The following is a 17095-nucleotide window of genomic DNA, read 5'->3' as shown; positions in this document are numbered from 1 at the left end:
AACTTCACCTTTGTTTACATAATATAATTATCGCAAACTTAATAAAGGTAACCAAAAATAGGCTACCTTTACTGTGTTCATTTTCCATTAAACTGGATATACACCATGTTTTCTTTCTGTAAATCGGACATTTTTATCTTGATAAATGGAATACCTCTTCATTAACTCTTCTCTTAATGTGTCGGGATGAATAATATCATCAATCACCATTTCCGACGCTAGTCGATAAATATCGATTTCTTCACGATACTCATCTTGCTTTTCCTTTATAAATGCTAATTGCTCTTCTTCTGGAAGTTGTGCTATTTTATTCGCATATACCGCATTTACTGCCGCTTCCGGACCCATAACCGCAATTTGCGCACGGGGAAAAGCCAGCACACAATCTGGTTCAAAAGCAGGACCAGCCATCGCATATAATCCCGCTCCGTACGCTTTTCTTACGATAACGGATATCTTAGGAACAGTAGCTTCACTCATAGCGGATAACATTTTTGCGCCATGACGGATAATTCCTTGTCGTTCTACCTTTGTCCCTATCATAAATCCCGGAACATCTGTTAAGAAAAGGAGTGGAATATGGAACGCATCACATAATTGTATAAATTTAGCTGCTTTATCAGCTGTATCTGTAAACAGAACTCCACCTTTTACACGAGGCTGATTCGCTATCACACCGATTACTCGACCACCTATCCGTGAAAGTCCAGTTATTAGTTCCGGTGCAAATAATTTTTTAATCTCACAAAAACTATCTTCGTCTATAATTCGATTGATTAAATCATACATATTAAACGGTGTATTTTGATTTTTAGGGATTAATTCCGATATAGGTTTATCATATGGTTTTACTTCAATCGCTTGTTTCATTGTAGGCTTACTCCTGAAATTAGCTGGAAAATAGGCTATATAGTTACGTGCAAATGTAATGGCTTCTTCTTCTGATTGAACTAATACATCCCCAACCCCTGAAACACTCGCATGCATTTTTGCCCCACCCATTTCTTCTAACGTCACTTTTTCTCCAATTACTTTTTCAGCCATTCGCGGAGAGCCTAAATACATCGACGCATTCCCTTCTACCATGATAACGACGTCACAAAAAGCAGGGATATATGCCCCACCTGCCGCCGATGGACCAAATAATAAGCAAACTTGTGGTACACGGCCGGATAATTTGATTTGATTATGAAAAATTCGTCCTGCACCTCGTCTACCTGGAAACATTTCGACTTGATCCGTGATTCGTGCACCAGCCGAGTCTACTAAATAGAAAATCGGAATTTCTAATTTCATAGCCGTTTCTTGAATTCGCAAAATCTTTTCTACCGTTCTTTTTCCCCATGACCCTGCTTTGACAGTAGAATCGTTTGCCATTACGCAAACCTTTTGACCATTTATTTGTCCTATCCCTGTAACTACTCCATCTGCAGGGAAATTTCCGTCAAGGCCATTCGCAAAGAAGGCATCCTCTACATCTATCCCATCATCCAATAAAAGTTCCAGACGTTTGCGAACGAACAATTTCCCTTTATTTTCATTTGCCTTATGATATTTTTCAGAACCTCCTCTTTCTATTCTTTCTTTCATTTGTTTGAAATCTTCGGTTCCAGACACAGGTTCTAACCTCCTTTTCCTTATTTCCCTTTATAATATGGTTTTCGTTTTTCTGCAAAAGCTTTTAATCCTTCTAATCTATCTATTGTGGGAATGGTTTCTCGGTAGGCTAAATACTCAATCGTTAGTCCGGTATTTAAATCTGTTTCCACCCCTTTATCCATTGCCAGTTTTGCTTGTTGTATAGCGATTGGTCCGTTATTAGAAATAGTTTTCGCTAATAACATAGCGGTAGTAAGCAGTTCATATTTCTCCACAACTTGTTCTACCAAACCAATCGATAACGCTTCATCTGCAGTGATTGGCTTTGCCGTATAAATAAGTCGTTTAGCCTGTCCTTTCCCTATTAATCTTGGCAACCTCTGTGTACCTCCAGCTCCTGGAATAATGGCAAGCGATGTCTCAGTTAGTCCTAGCTTTACATGGGAGCTTGCAATCCGTAAATCACAAGCTAAGGCAAGTTCGAGACCCCCACCATAAGCCACTCCATTTATAGCCGCAATGACCGGCATACGTAGCTTCTCTATTTTTGACATTGTTTCACCAATATAATGAACCGCGTCGATCACTTGACTATTTGTCATACTCTTCCGTTCCTTTAAATCAGCACCTGCACAAAAAGCTCTTTCACCCGCACCTGTTAGGATGGCACAGTATATGTTTGGATTCTTGTTAATTAAATTTATTTTCTCATTGAGTAAGTCAAGAAAAGACGTCGACAATGCATTTGCTGCCTCTAGACGATTTAAGGTAATTAAAGCAATATGTTCATCTTTTATCTCAAGCTCAATCATTACCCATCCTCTTTTCTTTTATTTATCAATCTTCACTATCAAAATTAGGAACGCACTTTACTATTTTCAGAAAACAAAAGCGACTATTTATCACTCTAATACAACCAAGACATCATCTTCGTTTACAAAATCATCTTTAGAAACTCTAACCTCTTTGACCGTCCCTGATACATCGGAGGCAATTGGAATCTCCATTTTCATTGATTCTAAAATAACGACATCTTGACCTTCTTCAACCTTATCCCCAACCTTTACATAAACTTCCCAAACACTTCCAGCCATCATCGCTTTTAATTCGTGCACACCTATTCCTCCTCGAATAAAGAAGTCGTTGTATTACATTTTTATTATTTCTACTCCATTTTAAGAACAGACTTTAGGAGAGTTATTAGGAAACATCTCTCGTTTTCTCATTTACATCAATTATGGGATCATATAGTGGGGTAACTCTATAATTACTATGAGCAGTTATTTCATTTAGTGGGTTAATGGTAGTAAGAAATCTTAGTAAAATATCTTGCATCATATGGTTCTAACAACCTAATTCTCTAGCAATAATTAATCTTTGAATCTCTGACGTTCCCTCTCCTATTTCTAATAATTTAGCATCTCGTAAATATCTCTCTACTTCATACTCTCTCATATAACCGTTTCCTCCAAGTATTTGGATTGCTTGGTTCGCAGTTCTAAATGCAGTCTCCGTTGCAAATAACTTGGCATAAGCCGCTTCTTTACCAAAAGGTTTACCGTTATCTTTTAACCATGCTGCCTTGTATACCATGTTTCTAGCAAGCTCAATTTCCATTGCCATATCCGCTAATTTAAATTGAATGGCTTGAAATTTGACTATCGGTTTTCCAAATTGCTTTCTTTCTTTTGCGTATTGTAATGCCCTATTCAAAGATGCCTGGGCCACACCTAATCCAAGTGCTCCAATCGAAATCCTTCCCCCATCCAACGCCTGCAGGAATTGATTGAATCCCTTGTTTGGTTTTCCTAATATATTCTCTTTCGATACTCGAACATTTTCCAATACAATTTGCGCGGTATCCGATCCACGGACACCCATCTTATCATAATCACTTGTAATCGATACTCCATCTGTGTTAGTTGGAACAATAAAAGCAGTTATTAAATTTCTTCCTTTTTCATTTTTTCCAGTCACTGCTGTAACAATTAATAATTCAGCATAGCTAGCATTTGTGATAAAGCACTTTTCTCCATTGATGACATATTCATTTCCATCTAAGTATGCGGTAGTTTTTGTTCCACCTGCATCCGAACCTGCATTTGGCTCCGTTAGTCCAAAAGAAGCTAAATATTTACCTTCCGCAAGTGGGGTTAAATATGTTTGTTTTTGTTTCTCTGTCCCAAAATAATAGAATGGACTTGCTCCAAGTGATACGGCAGCGGCATAACTAAGTCCAGTGCTACCGCAAGCGTTTCCAATTTCCTCTACACAAATGGCATACGAAATGGTATCTGCTCCTGATCCTCCATATTGTTCAGGAAAAGGAATCCCCATAAATCCTAGCTCTCCCATTTTTTGAAAAATATCTAAGGGAAACTTCGCATCTTTATCAATCTCAATTGCCCTCGGACGGATAACTCGGTCGGCAAATTCCCGAACCACGGATTGAATCATCTTTTGCTCTTTCGTTAACTCAAAGTCCATAACTATGCACCTCTTTACCTTTTATTCAAAATAAGGTTGGGACATAACGAAATGTTTAACTCAAAAGACGAACAATCCCACAGAATTTCCAGAGCGGTTTATCTACTCCATAACTTCTGTAAAGATCGGATTTCCCTTTTGATAAAACATTTTTGTCCCAACCTCATTTCATACATTATAGACTGAGGCTTACATTAAATCATATTACAGACTTACTCATTTGATTCATTAAATGGTACTTGATACGCAGATTCTTTCCATACTTCTGTTACTTCTCCATGTCTATCACTATCGATAATAAAGGATCCATTGCTATATCGATCACTCGTTGTTAACTCTAACGGATAGACGCGATGCATTTCTCCATCTTCTGTCATAAATTCTAAGCTCTCATTTTCATGTACAACAAAGAAACCTTTTATGCGATGCGGCTTACTCTTTAATTCTCTTAACATAACTAAACCACGTTTTGCACGGCTCGTTTTCTCAAATTCATTAAGCTTCATTCGTTTACATGCTCCACGTTGCGTAACGACAACTAGTGATGGTTCAGATAATTCATCAAATACTTGACCATTTACTACATATTCGTCATCTTTTAATTGTATTGCTTTTACTCCTGCCGCTCTTTGGCCAACTATATTTATTTCTGATTCATGATACCATAATCCATAACCTTTATTGGAAGCAATAAAGACATCACAACAGCCATTCGTTTCAAAGACATTTACAAGTTCATCTTCACCTTTTAAGTTTAAAGCAATGAGTGCTTTAGAATATCTTTGTGCGTTATAAAGTTTTAATTCACTACGCTTCACCATTCCATTCTTCGTAAAGAAGACTAGATACGCTTGATCTGTAAATTCACGAATTGGGATACATTGGACAACATGTTCATCTTTTTCTAATGTAGCTAAATTAGAAAGATGTTGACCCATGTCCTTCCAACGAATATCAGGTAATTCATGAACAGGGATGGATAGATATCTACCTCTATTTGTAAAAATTAATATCTGATCTGTTGTATTTATTTCGAGTAAGCTTATGATATGGTCTCGATCTTTCATAGCAAAATCCTCACCATTTGAAGCACTATACGATCTAAGACTTGTACGTTTTATGTATCCATCTTTTGTCACAGATACAAGAACATCTTCACTTGCCACCATCACATCAATATCTATTTTTATTTCTTCAATTTCATCTTCTATAACCGTTCTTCTTTGATCAGCGAAGATCTTTTTAATATTTTTTAAATCTTTTTTGATTGTTTGAGATAATTTCTTTTCACTGTTTAAAATCTCTTCCAATCGATTAATTTCATTTTTTAATTCATCTGCTTCTTTTTCTAACTGTGTGATATCCGTATTTGTTAAACGATATAGCTGTAACATCACGATTGCTTCGGCTTGTGCATCCGTAAAATCATATTTAGCAATAATTTGCCTTTTCGCATCTTGTTTATCTTTAGATGCACGAATGGTAGCAATTAATTCATCGAGAATGGATATGGCCTTGATTAAACCTTCCACAATATGCGCCCGATCTCTTGCCTTTTTCAAATCAAATTTTGTTTGTCTTGTAACGACATCTTTTTGGTGGTTAATATATGCATCTAGAATTTGTGGAAGGGAAAGTAATTTTGGTGTACGATCCTCGATGGCAACCATGTTAAAGTGGTAGGTAACTTGTAGGTCTGTATTCTTGAATAGATAATTCAAGACTCCTTCACTATTTACCTCTTTTTTTAGCTCTACAACGATTCTTAACCCAGTCCGATCTGTTTCGTCCCTGATTTCCGCAATCCCTTCTACCTTTCGATCTAGGCGCAATTCATCCATTTTTTTCACTAAATTTGCCTTATTTACTTCAAAAGGAATTTCATCAATGACAATTTGTTCACGATTTCCTCGAATGGATTCAATCTTCGTTTTTCCACGAACGACAATTTTCCCTTTACCTGTTTCGTATGCCTTTTTAATTCCTTCTACACCTTGAATAATTCCACCTGTTGGAAAATCAGGTCCCTTGATTGCAGTCATTAGTTGCTCTACTGTTACTGAAGGATTATCAATTTTCATAATAACCGCATCTACTACTTCTGCCAAATTATGCGGTGGTATATCTGTCGCGTATCCAGCTGATATTCCTGTCGATCCATTCACAAGTAAGTTTGGAAACTTAGCTGGGAGTACAACCGGTTCTTCAGTAGATTCATCAAAGTTAGGAATAAATTCTACTGTTTCTTTATCAATATCACGCAACAATTCAGAAGATATAGCCGCAAGTCTCGCTTCTGTATAACGCATCGCTGCCGGTGGATCCCCGTCTATACTCCCGTTATTCCCATGCATTTCAATAAGCACATTTCGATTTTTCCAGTCTTGACTTAGACGAACCATCGCTTCATATACAGATGAATCTCCATGTGGATGGTAATTACCGATAACCGTACCAACCGTTTTGGCAGATTTTCGAAATGCTTTATCATGGGTATTTTTTTCAACATGCATGGCATACAAAATTCTTCTTTGTACTGGTTTTAATCCATCTCTTGCATCAGGTAGTGCTCTATCCTGAATAATGTACTTACTATATCTTCCAAAGCGGTCACCAATTACTTCTTCTAATGGAAGATCTAGAAATTGTTCTGCTTCTGACAAAACAATCCCCCCTTAATTCCTTGAAATTTTATCATTTTCCAATATCGTATCAGCTTCTTCTAAACCGAATTCTACATGGGATTCAATCCATTTTCTTCTCGGCTCGACCTTGTCTCCCATTAACGTTGTTACACGTCGTTCTGCACGAGCTAAATCATCAATTGATACCCGAATTAATGTACGGGTTTCAGGAGACATGGTCGTTTCCCATAGCTGATCCGCGTTCATTTCACCTAAACCTTTGTATCGTTGAATCATATAGCCGTTTTTAAATTCTCGAACAGCGTTTTTCATTTCATCTTCATTCCAGGCATAAGCTATTTTTTCATTCTTTCCTTTACCCTTTGATATTTTAAAGAGTGGTGGCAATGCAATATATACTTTACCTGCCTCAATTAATGGGCGCATATAACGGTAGAAAAAGGTAAGTAAAAGAACTTGTATGTGGGCACCGTCCGTATCGGCATCTGTCATAATGATTACTTTATCATATTGAACATCTTCTATATTAAAGTCTGTACCGACTCCTGCACCAATTGTATGAATGATCGTTGAAATTTCTTCATTCTTAAATACATCTTGAAGCTTAGCTTTCTCCGTATTAATAACTTTACCTCTTAGTGGAAGTACTGCTTGAAATTTTCGATCTCTACCTTGTTTCGCGGATCCACCAGCAGAATCACCCTCCACTAAGTAAAGTTCATTTCGTTTTGGGTTCTTCGATTGTGCGGGAGTCAGCTTTCCACTAAGAATTGTTTCTTTACGTTTACGTTTTTTACCTGTACGTGCTTCTTCTCTAGCTTTTCTCGCCGCTTCTCTTGCTTCTTTAGCCTTAATGGCTTTTTTAATTAACATACTAGCTGTATCAGCATTTTCTTCTAAGAAATAAGCTAGATGTTCTGAAACAACAGCATCAGCTACAGATCTTGCTTCCGTTGTCCCTAATTTTCCTTTTGTTTGCCCTTCGAATTGTAACTTATCTTCAGGAACTCGAACAGAAATAATAGCAGACATGCCTTCTCTAATATCAGATCCGTCCAAATTTTTATCTTTTTCTTTTAATAAAGAAACCCTTCTAGCATAATCATTAAAGGTTCTCGTTATACCAGTTCTTGCGCCTGATTCATGAGTTCCTCCGTCTTTCGTACGAACATGGTTTACGAATGATAACATATTTTCTGTATAACCATCGTTAAATTGAAAGGCGAATTCTACCTCAATCCCTTGGTCTTCACCTTCAAATGAAACAACTTGGTGTAATGTATCCTTTTCCTCGTTCAAGTAATCCACGAATGATTCGATTCCATTTGGATAAAGAAACGTATCATTTCTTCCTTCATTCCGTTCATCTTTTAGTTTAATGGTAAGTCCCTTTAATAAAAAAGCAGATTCCCGTAAACGTTCTGAAAGAATCTCATAATCATACGTAGTAGTCGAAAAAATGGTTGGATCTGGTTTAAAGTGAATCGTGGTCCCTGTTTTCCTAGTGGTTCCCTTATTCTCAAGTGTTCCAACTGGTTTTCCACCTTTTTCAAAACGTTGGTAAAAGATTTGTCCATCTCGATAAATCGTTACTTCAAACCATTCCGATAAGGCATTTACTACAGAAGCACCTACTCCATGTAAACCACCACTGGATTTATATCCACCTTGTCCAAATTTCCCACCAGCATGTAACACGGTAAATATAACTTCTGGAGTAGTTTTACCGGTTCGGTGCATGCCAGTTGGTATTCCTCGTCCTTTATCAATTACTGAAATACTATTATCTTTATGAATGATTACATCTATTTCGTCACCGTACCCTGAGAGAGCCTCGTCAACGGCGTTATCAACGATTTCAAATACCAAGTGATGAAGCCCTTTAGAGTCTGTACTTCCAATATACATTCCTGGTCTTTTACGTACAGCATCTAGGCCCTCTAAAACCTGAATAGAATCATCTGTATATTGAGTAGATTGCTTAGTCAATAAATTTTCTCTCCCCTCAAAATCTGGAACATTCTTATAGAGGTTGTTCAAAAAATCCGGTGAAAATGACACTTCGGTACTAAGGAACTCGCATTTACCGATCTTGGTCCTTTTCATCCTCCTTTTTGAACACGCATTTCTTATACATTATAATAGAACAAATGTTTCGTGTTGTAAATTTGGGTAAAAATTACTTTTTAATATTAACATTTAAATTGAACGTGATTACAAGTATACTATAAACTCATGTTTCATGCATATTCCATCCGAATTAATCTTGCGAAAATGATTGTAAGCCTGCTCAATTCGTGTAAAATCTAATTTCGACTAGTAGGGAAAAAGGAACCCCTCAACCAATGGAGTCTTCTTTATTTTTATTAATGCATAAAAAAAGGATGACATAAATGAAGTCATCCTTTTTCTTTCTTTATTTTGTGACCAATACAGCATGAACGACTTTAATACATAAATCCATTATAACGGTAAAATCTCGCTCTTTTAAATAATCATATGCTTCTTGATTTACGATTCCTTGTTGAGCCCAAAATATACGTGCATTTGTTTTGGCAGCTTCTTTTGCAACTTCTGGTAAATGTTCTGGTCTTCTAAAAACATTGATAATGTCAAATTCCTCAGGTATATCTGTTAAGGAAGCATAAGCTTTTTCTCCGAGAACTTCATCTACTGTTGGATTTACTGGAATAATTCGATATCCATTTTCTTGCATTATTTTAGAAACCTGATATGAGGTACGTTCAGGGTTATCAGATAGGCCTACTACGGCAATTGTTTTTTTAGTTTCTAAAATTTCTTTTAGTTCCTCTTTTGATGGATTTTCCCACGTCATTATATAATCCTCCTATATAAAATATTTAAAAAAATGCTTGTCTTCCTAGTTACATTCATTTATCTTAATAGTTGTCCCTTTTTACTATAGCATAGTTACCTATCATTTTTCATTTAATTTCCATCCCTATAAAGGTTGTTCAAAAAAGTCCGGTGAAAATGACATGTCGCATTTGTTCGACCTTTTCATCCTTCTTTTTGACAGTATTTATAGTGATTTTACCAGGCATTACGTTATCTGTACTAAAGTTTCTCTTTATTAATGACTATTTCGTGCTAAAATAAGATTAGCTTTAAATTAATATTTCATACGGAAAGTAGGACTGATTCATGGAATATGTGTTATTTGGACTAATAGCTTACGTGCTAGGATCAATTCCCTCTGCTCTAATCGTTGGAAAATTAGGCTTTAAAATAGATATTCGTGAACATGGTAGTGGTAATTTAGGTGCTACGAATACATTTCGCGTATTAGGTAAAAAAGCAGGAATTATAGTTACTCTATCTGATATATTAAAAGGAACGATTGCCGTTCTTATTCCTTTATTCTTTGATGCGGAAATAAATCGACTAATTATTGGTATTTTTGCAGTTATTGGTCATACATATCCATTATTTGCTAAATTTAAAGGTGGAAAAGCTGTTGCAACCTCAGCAGGAATTATACTTGGCATCAATCCCTTACTATTCATTATCATGGTTACAACATTCCTTATAACACTTTATATTTCTAAATATGTTTCTTTATCTTCCATGATAACCGGTGTGGTTACTATATTAGTATCCATTTTTTTCAAAGATATCGGTTTAATTATTGTTATATCAATTCTAACTATTTTCGTGTTTTATCGACATCGGGAAAATTTAAAACGAATTAAAAATGGAACAGAACCTAAAATAAAGTGGATGTAATGTTGTAATTATAAATGTATAAATCAGGTGAAATGTAATGAAATACATCTTTATGTTTTTAATTAAATTTTATCAAAAGGCCATTAGTCCTTTCACACCTTCAACTTGTAGATTTTATCCTACTTGTTCAGCATATAGCTTAGAAGCCTTTCAAAAATTCGGAGTGATAAAAGGAGCATATTTAAGTATCAAACGAATCAGTAAATGTCATCCCTTTCACCCGGGCGGAGTAGACTATGTCCCAGAAAAAATAGAAAGTCCTTTAAAAAGACGATATAAGAGGAAAAAATAAGTTTCCTTTATATCGTCTTTTTTATTTTTGTTCATCTAAATTGAATCGTTTTAATTGATCCCACTGTTTTTCGTTCATTAATACTTGCTTCTGATATTCCCCAAATAAATCAAAATGCGGGAATCTTTCATCTCTATGTATCCATCTTGGGTCTAATCCATATCGTTCTCCCCATTTCGTTAATTTTTCTATATTCGTACAACCAACTTTTGTCACGGAATAACTATCCGGAAATCTATCATCCATCCAGAAATGTGTTAAAATACCAATGTTTCCACTTGACACTGTCTTCTTCCAAGCTTTTAGTTCCTCTTTGTTGATACCAAATGCCATATGTTATTCTCCTTTATATACAATGCTAAGCTTTTATTAAAAAATAACTCCAGTAAATTAGGTTTTCTTTTCCAAATTATTTTATCATGAATTAAATATGAAAGTGAATTTATTCTTTACATATAAAAAGCACCTTTAACCGTAATAAAGGTGCCTTCGTAAAAATTTAACTATTGGTATTCATCTTTAATTTCTTCTCTAAATCCTTCTATGGCTTCTTCTCTTCGCTCGTTTTTGGACATAATTTGTTGTTTATCTTCGCCACTTGCATTCTCAAGAGTTTCTTCAGATTTCTCGATATTTTGAATCGTATCTTCAATCATATTTTGTAGTTTTTCCACGTTATCACTACGATCGTCTGGGTTTGGTTGAAATTGTTGTTTTTTAGGCATCATTAGCACTCTCCTTTCATCCATTAGTATTATTGTCTACAGATAATCTATACACGAATTTTTTCGGTAAGAACTGTTGCGCTTCATACACCTAAGAAATGTGAATACAAGAAGAAAACCCACTTCAAATTAAGCAATTTATTGTAGAAAAAACAGGAATTTTAAATTGACAAGGCTAAGAAAGTAATTTATTGTGTAGAACGGTGGAATTATATTTCAGTTATTGAGATATAATTCCATCATTTTATTTTTATGGACTTTCTGTTAAGTTAGCAGATAAAAATTTGCTTAGGAGGATAAACAAACATCTAACTGACAAGAGTACAAACAACATGATGGAGGAAAAGCAATAATGGAAGATTCAAAAAGAAAAACAGCTTCACTAGATTTACCAACGTTCTTTATAAGTGGTGGTGCACTAATACTATTTGTGATAATTGCGTTTATTAATGCTGACTTTGTTGCAGATACGGTGGATTATTTATTTGGAATATCCGCTACTTATTTTGGAATGATTTATCAACTAACTGTATTAGTTACATTTTTCATTGCTCTAGGATTAGCAATTTCTAAATATGGAAAAATTCGTCTAGGTAATATGGAAAAACCGGAAATGAGTACATTTAAATGGATTTGTATGATTATGTGTACACTCTTAGCTGGCGGTGGAATATTTTGGGCCGCTGCAGAACCTTTATCCCATTTTATAACTGTACCGCCTCATTTCTCAGGAATTGAAAATGGAACACTCGAAGTGATTGTACCTGCTTTAGCAACGAGTTTCGTCGACTGGGGTTTCCTATCATGGGCGATTCTCGGAACATTAGGTACAATCGTATTAATGTACGCCCATTATCATAAAGGCATGCCATTAAAACCAAGATCATTGTTATATCCGATTTTTGGCGAAAAAATCATGCAAAAAAGCATATTAGGAACACTTGTTGATTCGTTTTCCATTATTGCTGTTGCTGCTGGAACCATTGGACCGATTGGATTCTTAGGTTTACAAACAGGCTATGGATTAAATTCATTAACTGGTTTACCTAATACTTTAATCATTCAAATTATAATTATTATCGTCATCGTTGTTGGCGCGGCTATCTCCGCTGTAACAGGTATCCATAGAGGAATTCAGCTTTTAACCAGCTTTAATGTTCTCTTGGCACTAGGATTAATCATTGGAATTCTATTGTTCGGTCAAGGATTTTTCATCTTTAATAATTTCTTTGAGGCGTTTGGTCTTTATATAAATGATTTTATTTCGTTCAACACATTTCGTGGTGATAAAGAATGGCTTAGCTTGTGGACCGTCTTTTTCTTTGCTTGGTTTATAGGATATGGCCCTATCATGGCCGTTTTTACAGCTCGAATTTCACGCGGACGTACTATTCGTGAACTTGTTTTAGCAGTCGCAATCATCGCACCAATTATTACAACTTTTTGGTTTACTGTTGTTGGTGGGACAGGAATTTTTCATGAATTAAATCTTCCTGGCTCTATATCAACAGCATTAGCTGACGCGGGGCCACCTGCTGCCATGATAGCAATTACGGAACAATTACCATTTAAAATGATTTTTGGATGCCTGTTCCTACTAGCTACTGTTATTTTCGTATTAACAACAGCAGACTCCATGGCTTTATCGATTTCTATGGCAATTACAGGTGACGGGGATCCCCCAAGCTGGCTAAGAGCTTTTTATGCGTTGGTTATGGGTCTAGTTGCCATTGTTTTAGTTACAATTGGCGAAGGAAGTGTCAATGCATTACAATCCTTTATTGTGGTGACAGCTGTACCTGTTGTCTTCTTGTTAATCACAACGTTTTGGACAGCACCTAAAGCATGTAAAGATTTGTATAACAATCATAAGAAAGAAACGCTATAAAGAAGACTTCCCTCAGTGGGGGGGTTCCACCCCTCCACTGAGGGTTAGTCGCACTTATCGAATCTTTACGGGCAATTGATCCTCCACCTACCTTCTTTGTTTCCTCAGAAGCTTGAGGTGGGGGTCTTACTGCCCGTTAAGGTGGGATAAGAGATGTAATGAAACCACTTCCAGAAGTTTGACTATTACTTTAACTTTTGGGGGTGGTACCAAAAAAAGCCCTTTTTATGGGGCTGATGGGGAAATTACTTTGCTTCTTTATATTTGTCTTCTAACCTTTGTTCAATTTTATCTAACAACTCTTTATCTTCCAATATTTGTCTTCGGTTTTGCTGAACCAATTCTTCAAAATTCAGCTTCTTTTTCAAAGAAATGGCAATTCACCCCTTTATTCTTTTTAGAAAACTTGGCATTCTCCCAAAAGTCTTAGTGAACGCCATAGTTGACCTTATACAGGAAGAAAGTTTGATACTTCCAACCTATTAAATAGAAGTATAGCCATTTCTTTTTAATTTTATAATTGTCTTTAAAATTAATATATTTATTTTTACTTGAACTTAACCCCAAAAAAGAAGATTTCCTTCATCCTCCACCTATCTTCTTTGTTTCCCTAGAAGCTTAAGGAGGGATAAACGCTCCTTTTGATATTAAAAAAACACTCATACAACCTGTGTATGAGTGTTTTAAAATACCTATTAAGCATGTGCATGAGCAACTTTATTACGTAATACCATTTGAAGAATTCCACCGTGACGATAGTAATCAATTTCCACTTCACTATCAAAGCGCGCAATTGCTTCGAAAGTAGTTTCTTTACCAGTTTCTGCGTCTACTGCCGTTACTTTCACTAGGTCATGTGGTTTAACATTTTCGCCGATTTCCACACTAATTGTTTCTTTACCACTTAAACCTAATTTCTCAGCACTATCTCCTTTTTGGAATTGCAATGGAAGAACTCCCATCATTACTAGGTTTGAACGGTGAATACGTTCGAAGCTTTCCGCAATAACAACTTTAATCCCTAAGAGATTTGTACCTTTTGCTGCCCAGTCACGAGAAGATCCCATGCCATAGTCTTTACCAGCTATAATTGCAAGACCGATACCAGCATCCTGATATTTCATAGCCGCATCATAAATAGGCATTACTTCTTCGGTTGGCCAATAAGTTGTATAGCCGCCCTCCGTTCCAGGAGCAATTTGGTTACGAATACGAATATTTGCAAATGTTCCACGCATCATGATTTCATGGTTACCACGACGAGAACCATAAGAGTTAAAGTTACGAGGTGAAACACCCTTTTCTTGCAAGTATTTACCCGCTGGCATATCTTTAGCAATTGCACCTGCTGGAGAGATATGGTCCGTTGTTACGGAATCACCAAATTTACCGACGACACGTAAATTATTTAAATTTTCCACTGTTCCAGCTTCTTTAGATAAACCTTCAAAGAATGGTGGATTTTGAATATAAGTTGAATCTTCATCCCATTCGAATAATGGTTCATCCGTTGTAGCAATTTCGTTCCATTTTTCGTTGGAATCGAAAACATTTTCGTACTCTTTACGGAAAATTTCTGGCGTTACAACTTTTGCTACTTCTTCTTTGATTTCTTGCATGGAAGGCCAAATATCATTCATGTAAACGTCATTACCGTCAGCGTCTTGACCGATAGGATCTTTTGCTAAGTTAATATCTACCGTTCCTGCAAGCGCATATGCAACTACAAGTGGTGGAGAAGCTAGATAGTTAGCTTTTACCAACGGATGAATACGTCCTTCAAAGTTTCGGTTACCTGATAATACGGAAGAAGCAAGTAAATCATTATCCTGAATCGCTTTCTCAATATCTTCACGTAATGGACCTGAGTTACCGATACAAGTTGTACATCCGTAACCAACCAAATTAAAACCTAACTTATCTAAATAAACTTGTAATCCAGCATCTGCTAAATAACGAGTAACTACTTTAGAACCTGGAGCTAGAGATGTTTTCACATATCCAGGAACTTTTAACCCTTTTTCAACAGCTTTTTTAGCAACCAATCCAGCACCTAACATGACATATGGGTTAGATGTGTTCGTACAAGAAGTAATTGCAGCAATTGCAATAGAACCAGTTTTCATAACAGATTTAGAACCATCAGGATTACTGATTGTTACTTCTTTATCGAATTCTGATTTATCCATACCGAATCCTTGGTTACCTTCAGGTGCAGTTACTGCTTTCTTAAATTCTTTTTGCATCTGAGATAAAGGAATTAAGTCTTGTGGACGTTTAGGACCAGAAAGGTTCGGTTCTAATTCAGACAGATTGATTTCCACAATATCAGTATATTCTGGATCAGCTTGATCTGGAGAATACCATAAGTTATTTTCTTTACAATATTTTTCAACCAGGTTAATTTGTTCTTCACTACGTCCTGTTAGATGTAAATAGTTCAATGTTTCAGAATCTACAGGGAAGAAACCACAAGTTGCACCATACTCCGGAGCCATATTCGCAATTGTTGCACGATCAGCTAGTGGCATATCTTTCAAACCAGGTCCAAAATACTCAACAAATTTACCTACTACATTTTTCTCACGTAATACTTGAGTTACTTTAAGAGCTAAATCTGTTGCTGTAGTTCCATTTGGGAAACTTCCAGTAAATTTAACCCCAATAACTTCTGGTGATGGGAAATAAGATGGTTGTCCGAGCATCCCTGCTTCTGCCTCAATACCACCAACACCCCATCCAAGTACTCCTAAACCGTTAATCATAGTAGTATGAGAGTCCGTACCTACGAGTGTATCTGGGTATGCATCATATTCACCATTTTCGTTTTCAATTCCATGAACAACGTTAGCAAGATATTCTAAGTTTACTTGGTGAACAATACCAGTTGCTGGTGGTACAGCACGGTAATTATTAAATGCTTTTTGTGCCCAGTTTAAAAACTCATAACGTTCAGCATTGCGCTCAAATTCTAAATCCATGTTTGCTTTAAGTGCATTAGCAGTTCCGTATTGATCTACTTGCACGGAGTGGTCAATTACTAAATCTACTGGTACTTCCGGGTTGATTTCCTCTGGTTTACCACCTAAATCAACCATTGCTTTTCTTAAGGAAGCGAGGTCCACAACAGCTGGAACACCAGTAAAGTCTTGAAGAATTACACGGGAAGGTTTAAAAGGTACATCTACACCTTCACCTTCTTTGGTCCCCCACTTCGTAAGCGCTTTTACATGTTCGTCTTTAATCTGATGTCCATCAAATTGGCGAACAACTGATTCTAATAACACACGAATAGAAAACGGTAGACGTTTAATACTACCTAATCCTGCTTCTTCAAGAGCTTTTAAATCATAGTAGTTATACTTTTTACCATTCAAATTAAACTGTTTTTTTGAGTTGAAGTTGTCTTTCCCCATATCTCTGCCCCTTTCTAAATTGTCGCGTTGTCTAGTTTGTTCATTTGATAAGAAAACATGAAATTCTTACAAACTATAATCATATAAATCTATTTACATTTCTATCTTATCGGATTAACGACAATTAGACAAATATTTATTGCTTGTCAACCTATATAAAAAAATTATGCAAAGTGATAAGAAAAACTTATCACTTTGCATAATTTTTTTCACTTTCTTTAATACCACCTCGGAAGACTACCCTTCCTTATTCCCCCAGAAGCTTTAGGTGGGATAAATTAAAACACCCTAAAGCT

At 36.1% G+C, this 17095-nt stretch carries 14 protein-coding genes; 3 read left to right on the top strand and 11 right to left on the bottom strand.

Annotated features, from left to right (window positions below; all coding sequences use genetic code 11):
- Positions 1 to 87 precede the first annotated feature (87 nt).
- The 7 genes from MHI02_RS10490 to MHI02_RS10460 all read right to left on the bottom strand — a co-directional run bounded on the left by MHI02_RS10490 (position 88) and on the right by MHI02_RS10460 (position 9567).
- Positions 88 to 1590, bottom strand: a complete 1503-nt coding sequence (locus MHI02_RS10490; protein WP_341166109.1) for an acyl-CoA carboxylase subunit beta — start codon at positions 1588 to 1590, stop codon at positions 88 to 90.
- A 47-nt stretch (positions 1591 to 1637) separates the two neighbouring features.
- Complete coding sequence (locus MHI02_RS10485) at positions 1638 to 2411, bottom strand: enoyl-CoA hydratase (protein WP_047186479.1); 774 nt, start codon at positions 2409 to 2411, stop codon at positions 1638 to 1640.
- A 90-nt stretch (positions 2412 to 2501) separates the two neighbouring features.
- A complete protein-coding gene (locus MHI02_RS10480) occupies positions 2502 to 2714 on the bottom strand; it encodes an acetyl-CoA carboxylase biotin carboxyl carrier protein subunit (protein WP_060669178.1) in 213 nt (70 codons plus the stop codon).
- Positions 2715 to 2943: 229 nt separating this feature from the next.
- The gene (locus MHI02_RS10475) at positions 2944 to 4086 is read right to left on the bottom strand and encodes an acyl-CoA dehydrogenase family protein (protein ID WP_204798805.1); all 1143 of its coding nucleotides are present in this window, start codon (positions 4084 to 4086) and stop codon (positions 2944 to 2946) included.
- A 212-nt stretch (positions 4087 to 4298) separates the two neighbouring features.
- Positions 4299 to 6749 (bottom strand): DNA topoisomerase IV subunit A, encoded by a 2451-nt coding sequence (gene parC / locus MHI02_RS10470; RefSeq protein ID WP_204798804.1) that lies wholly within the window; start codon positions 6747 to 6749, stop codon positions 4299 to 4301.
- Between the two features lie 12 nt (positions 6750 to 6761).
- Positions 6762 to 8720, bottom strand: a complete 1959-nt coding sequence (parE, locus tag MHI02_RS10465; protein ID WP_257454777.1) for a DNA topoisomerase IV subunit B — start codon at positions 8718 to 8720, stop codon at positions 6762 to 6764.
- Positions 8721 to 9147: 427 nt separating this feature from the next.
- On the bottom strand, positions 9148 to 9567 hold the full coding sequence (locus tag MHI02_RS10460; protein ID WP_047186474.1) for a CoA-binding protein: 420 nt from the start codon (positions 9565 to 9567) through the stop codon (positions 9148 to 9150).
- Between the two features lie 329 nt (positions 9568 to 9896).
- On the opposite strand from MHI02_RS10460, the gene plsY reads away from it, so the two are divergent.
- Positions 9897 to 10478 (top strand): glycerol-3-phosphate 1-O-acyltransferase PlsY, encoded by a 582-nt coding sequence (plsY, locus tag MHI02_RS10455; RefSeq protein WP_328149845.1) that lies wholly within the window; start codon positions 9897 to 9899, stop codon positions 10476 to 10478.
- Positions 10479 to 10515: 37 nt separating this feature from the next.
- Positions 10516 to 10770 carry a membrane protein insertion efficiency factor YidD gene (gene yidD / locus MHI02_RS10450; RefSeq protein WP_047186472.1) on the top strand — a complete coding sequence of 85 codons (255 nt, stop codon included), beginning with the start codon at positions 10516 to 10518 and terminating at the stop codon, positions 10768 to 10770.
- Positions 10771 to 10791: 21 nt separating this feature from the next.
- On the opposite strand, the gene MHI02_RS10445 is transcribed toward yidD, so the two are convergent.
- On the bottom strand, positions 10792 to 11103 hold the full coding sequence (locus tag MHI02_RS10445; RefSeq protein WP_060669304.1) for a hypothetical protein: 312 nt from the start codon (positions 11101 to 11103) through the stop codon (positions 10792 to 10794).
- Between the two features lie 170 nt (positions 11104 to 11273).
- Entirely contained in the window at positions 11274 to 11495 is a 222-nt protein-coding gene (tlp, locus tag MHI02_RS10440) for a small acid-soluble spore protein Tlp (RefSeq protein WP_379588428.1), read from the bottom strand.
- A 352-nt stretch (positions 11496 to 11847) separates the two neighbouring features.
- Between tlp and MHI02_RS10435 the strand changes: the two genes are divergently transcribed.
- Positions 11848 to 13383, top strand: coding sequence for a BCCT family transporter (locus tag MHI02_RS10435; protein ID WP_341165884.1), 1536 nt, complete (start codon positions 11848 to 11850; stop codon positions 13381 to 13383).
- Between the two features lie 245 nt (positions 13384 to 13628).
- On the opposite strand, the gene MHI02_RS10430 is transcribed toward MHI02_RS10435, so the two are convergent.
- Entirely contained in the window at positions 13629 to 13751 is a 123-nt protein-coding gene (locus MHI02_RS10430; RefSeq protein WP_244987059.1) for an FbpB family small basic protein, read from the bottom strand.
- 327 nt (positions 13752 to 14078) lie between these two features.
- On the bottom strand, positions 14079 to 16799 hold the full coding sequence (gene acnA / locus MHI02_RS10425; protein WP_060669307.1) for an aconitate hydratase AcnA: 2721 nt from the start codon (positions 16797 to 16799) through the stop codon (positions 14079 to 14081).
- Positions 16800 to 17095: the final 296 nt, after the last annotated feature.

The organism is Oceanobacillus sp. FSL K6-0118 (genome assembly GCF_038006665.1).
GTDB lineage: Bacteria > Bacillota > Bacilli > Bacillales > Amphibacillaceae > Oceanobacillus > Oceanobacillus caeni.
This window is presented reverse-complemented; position numbering and strand designations above follow the sequence as displayed.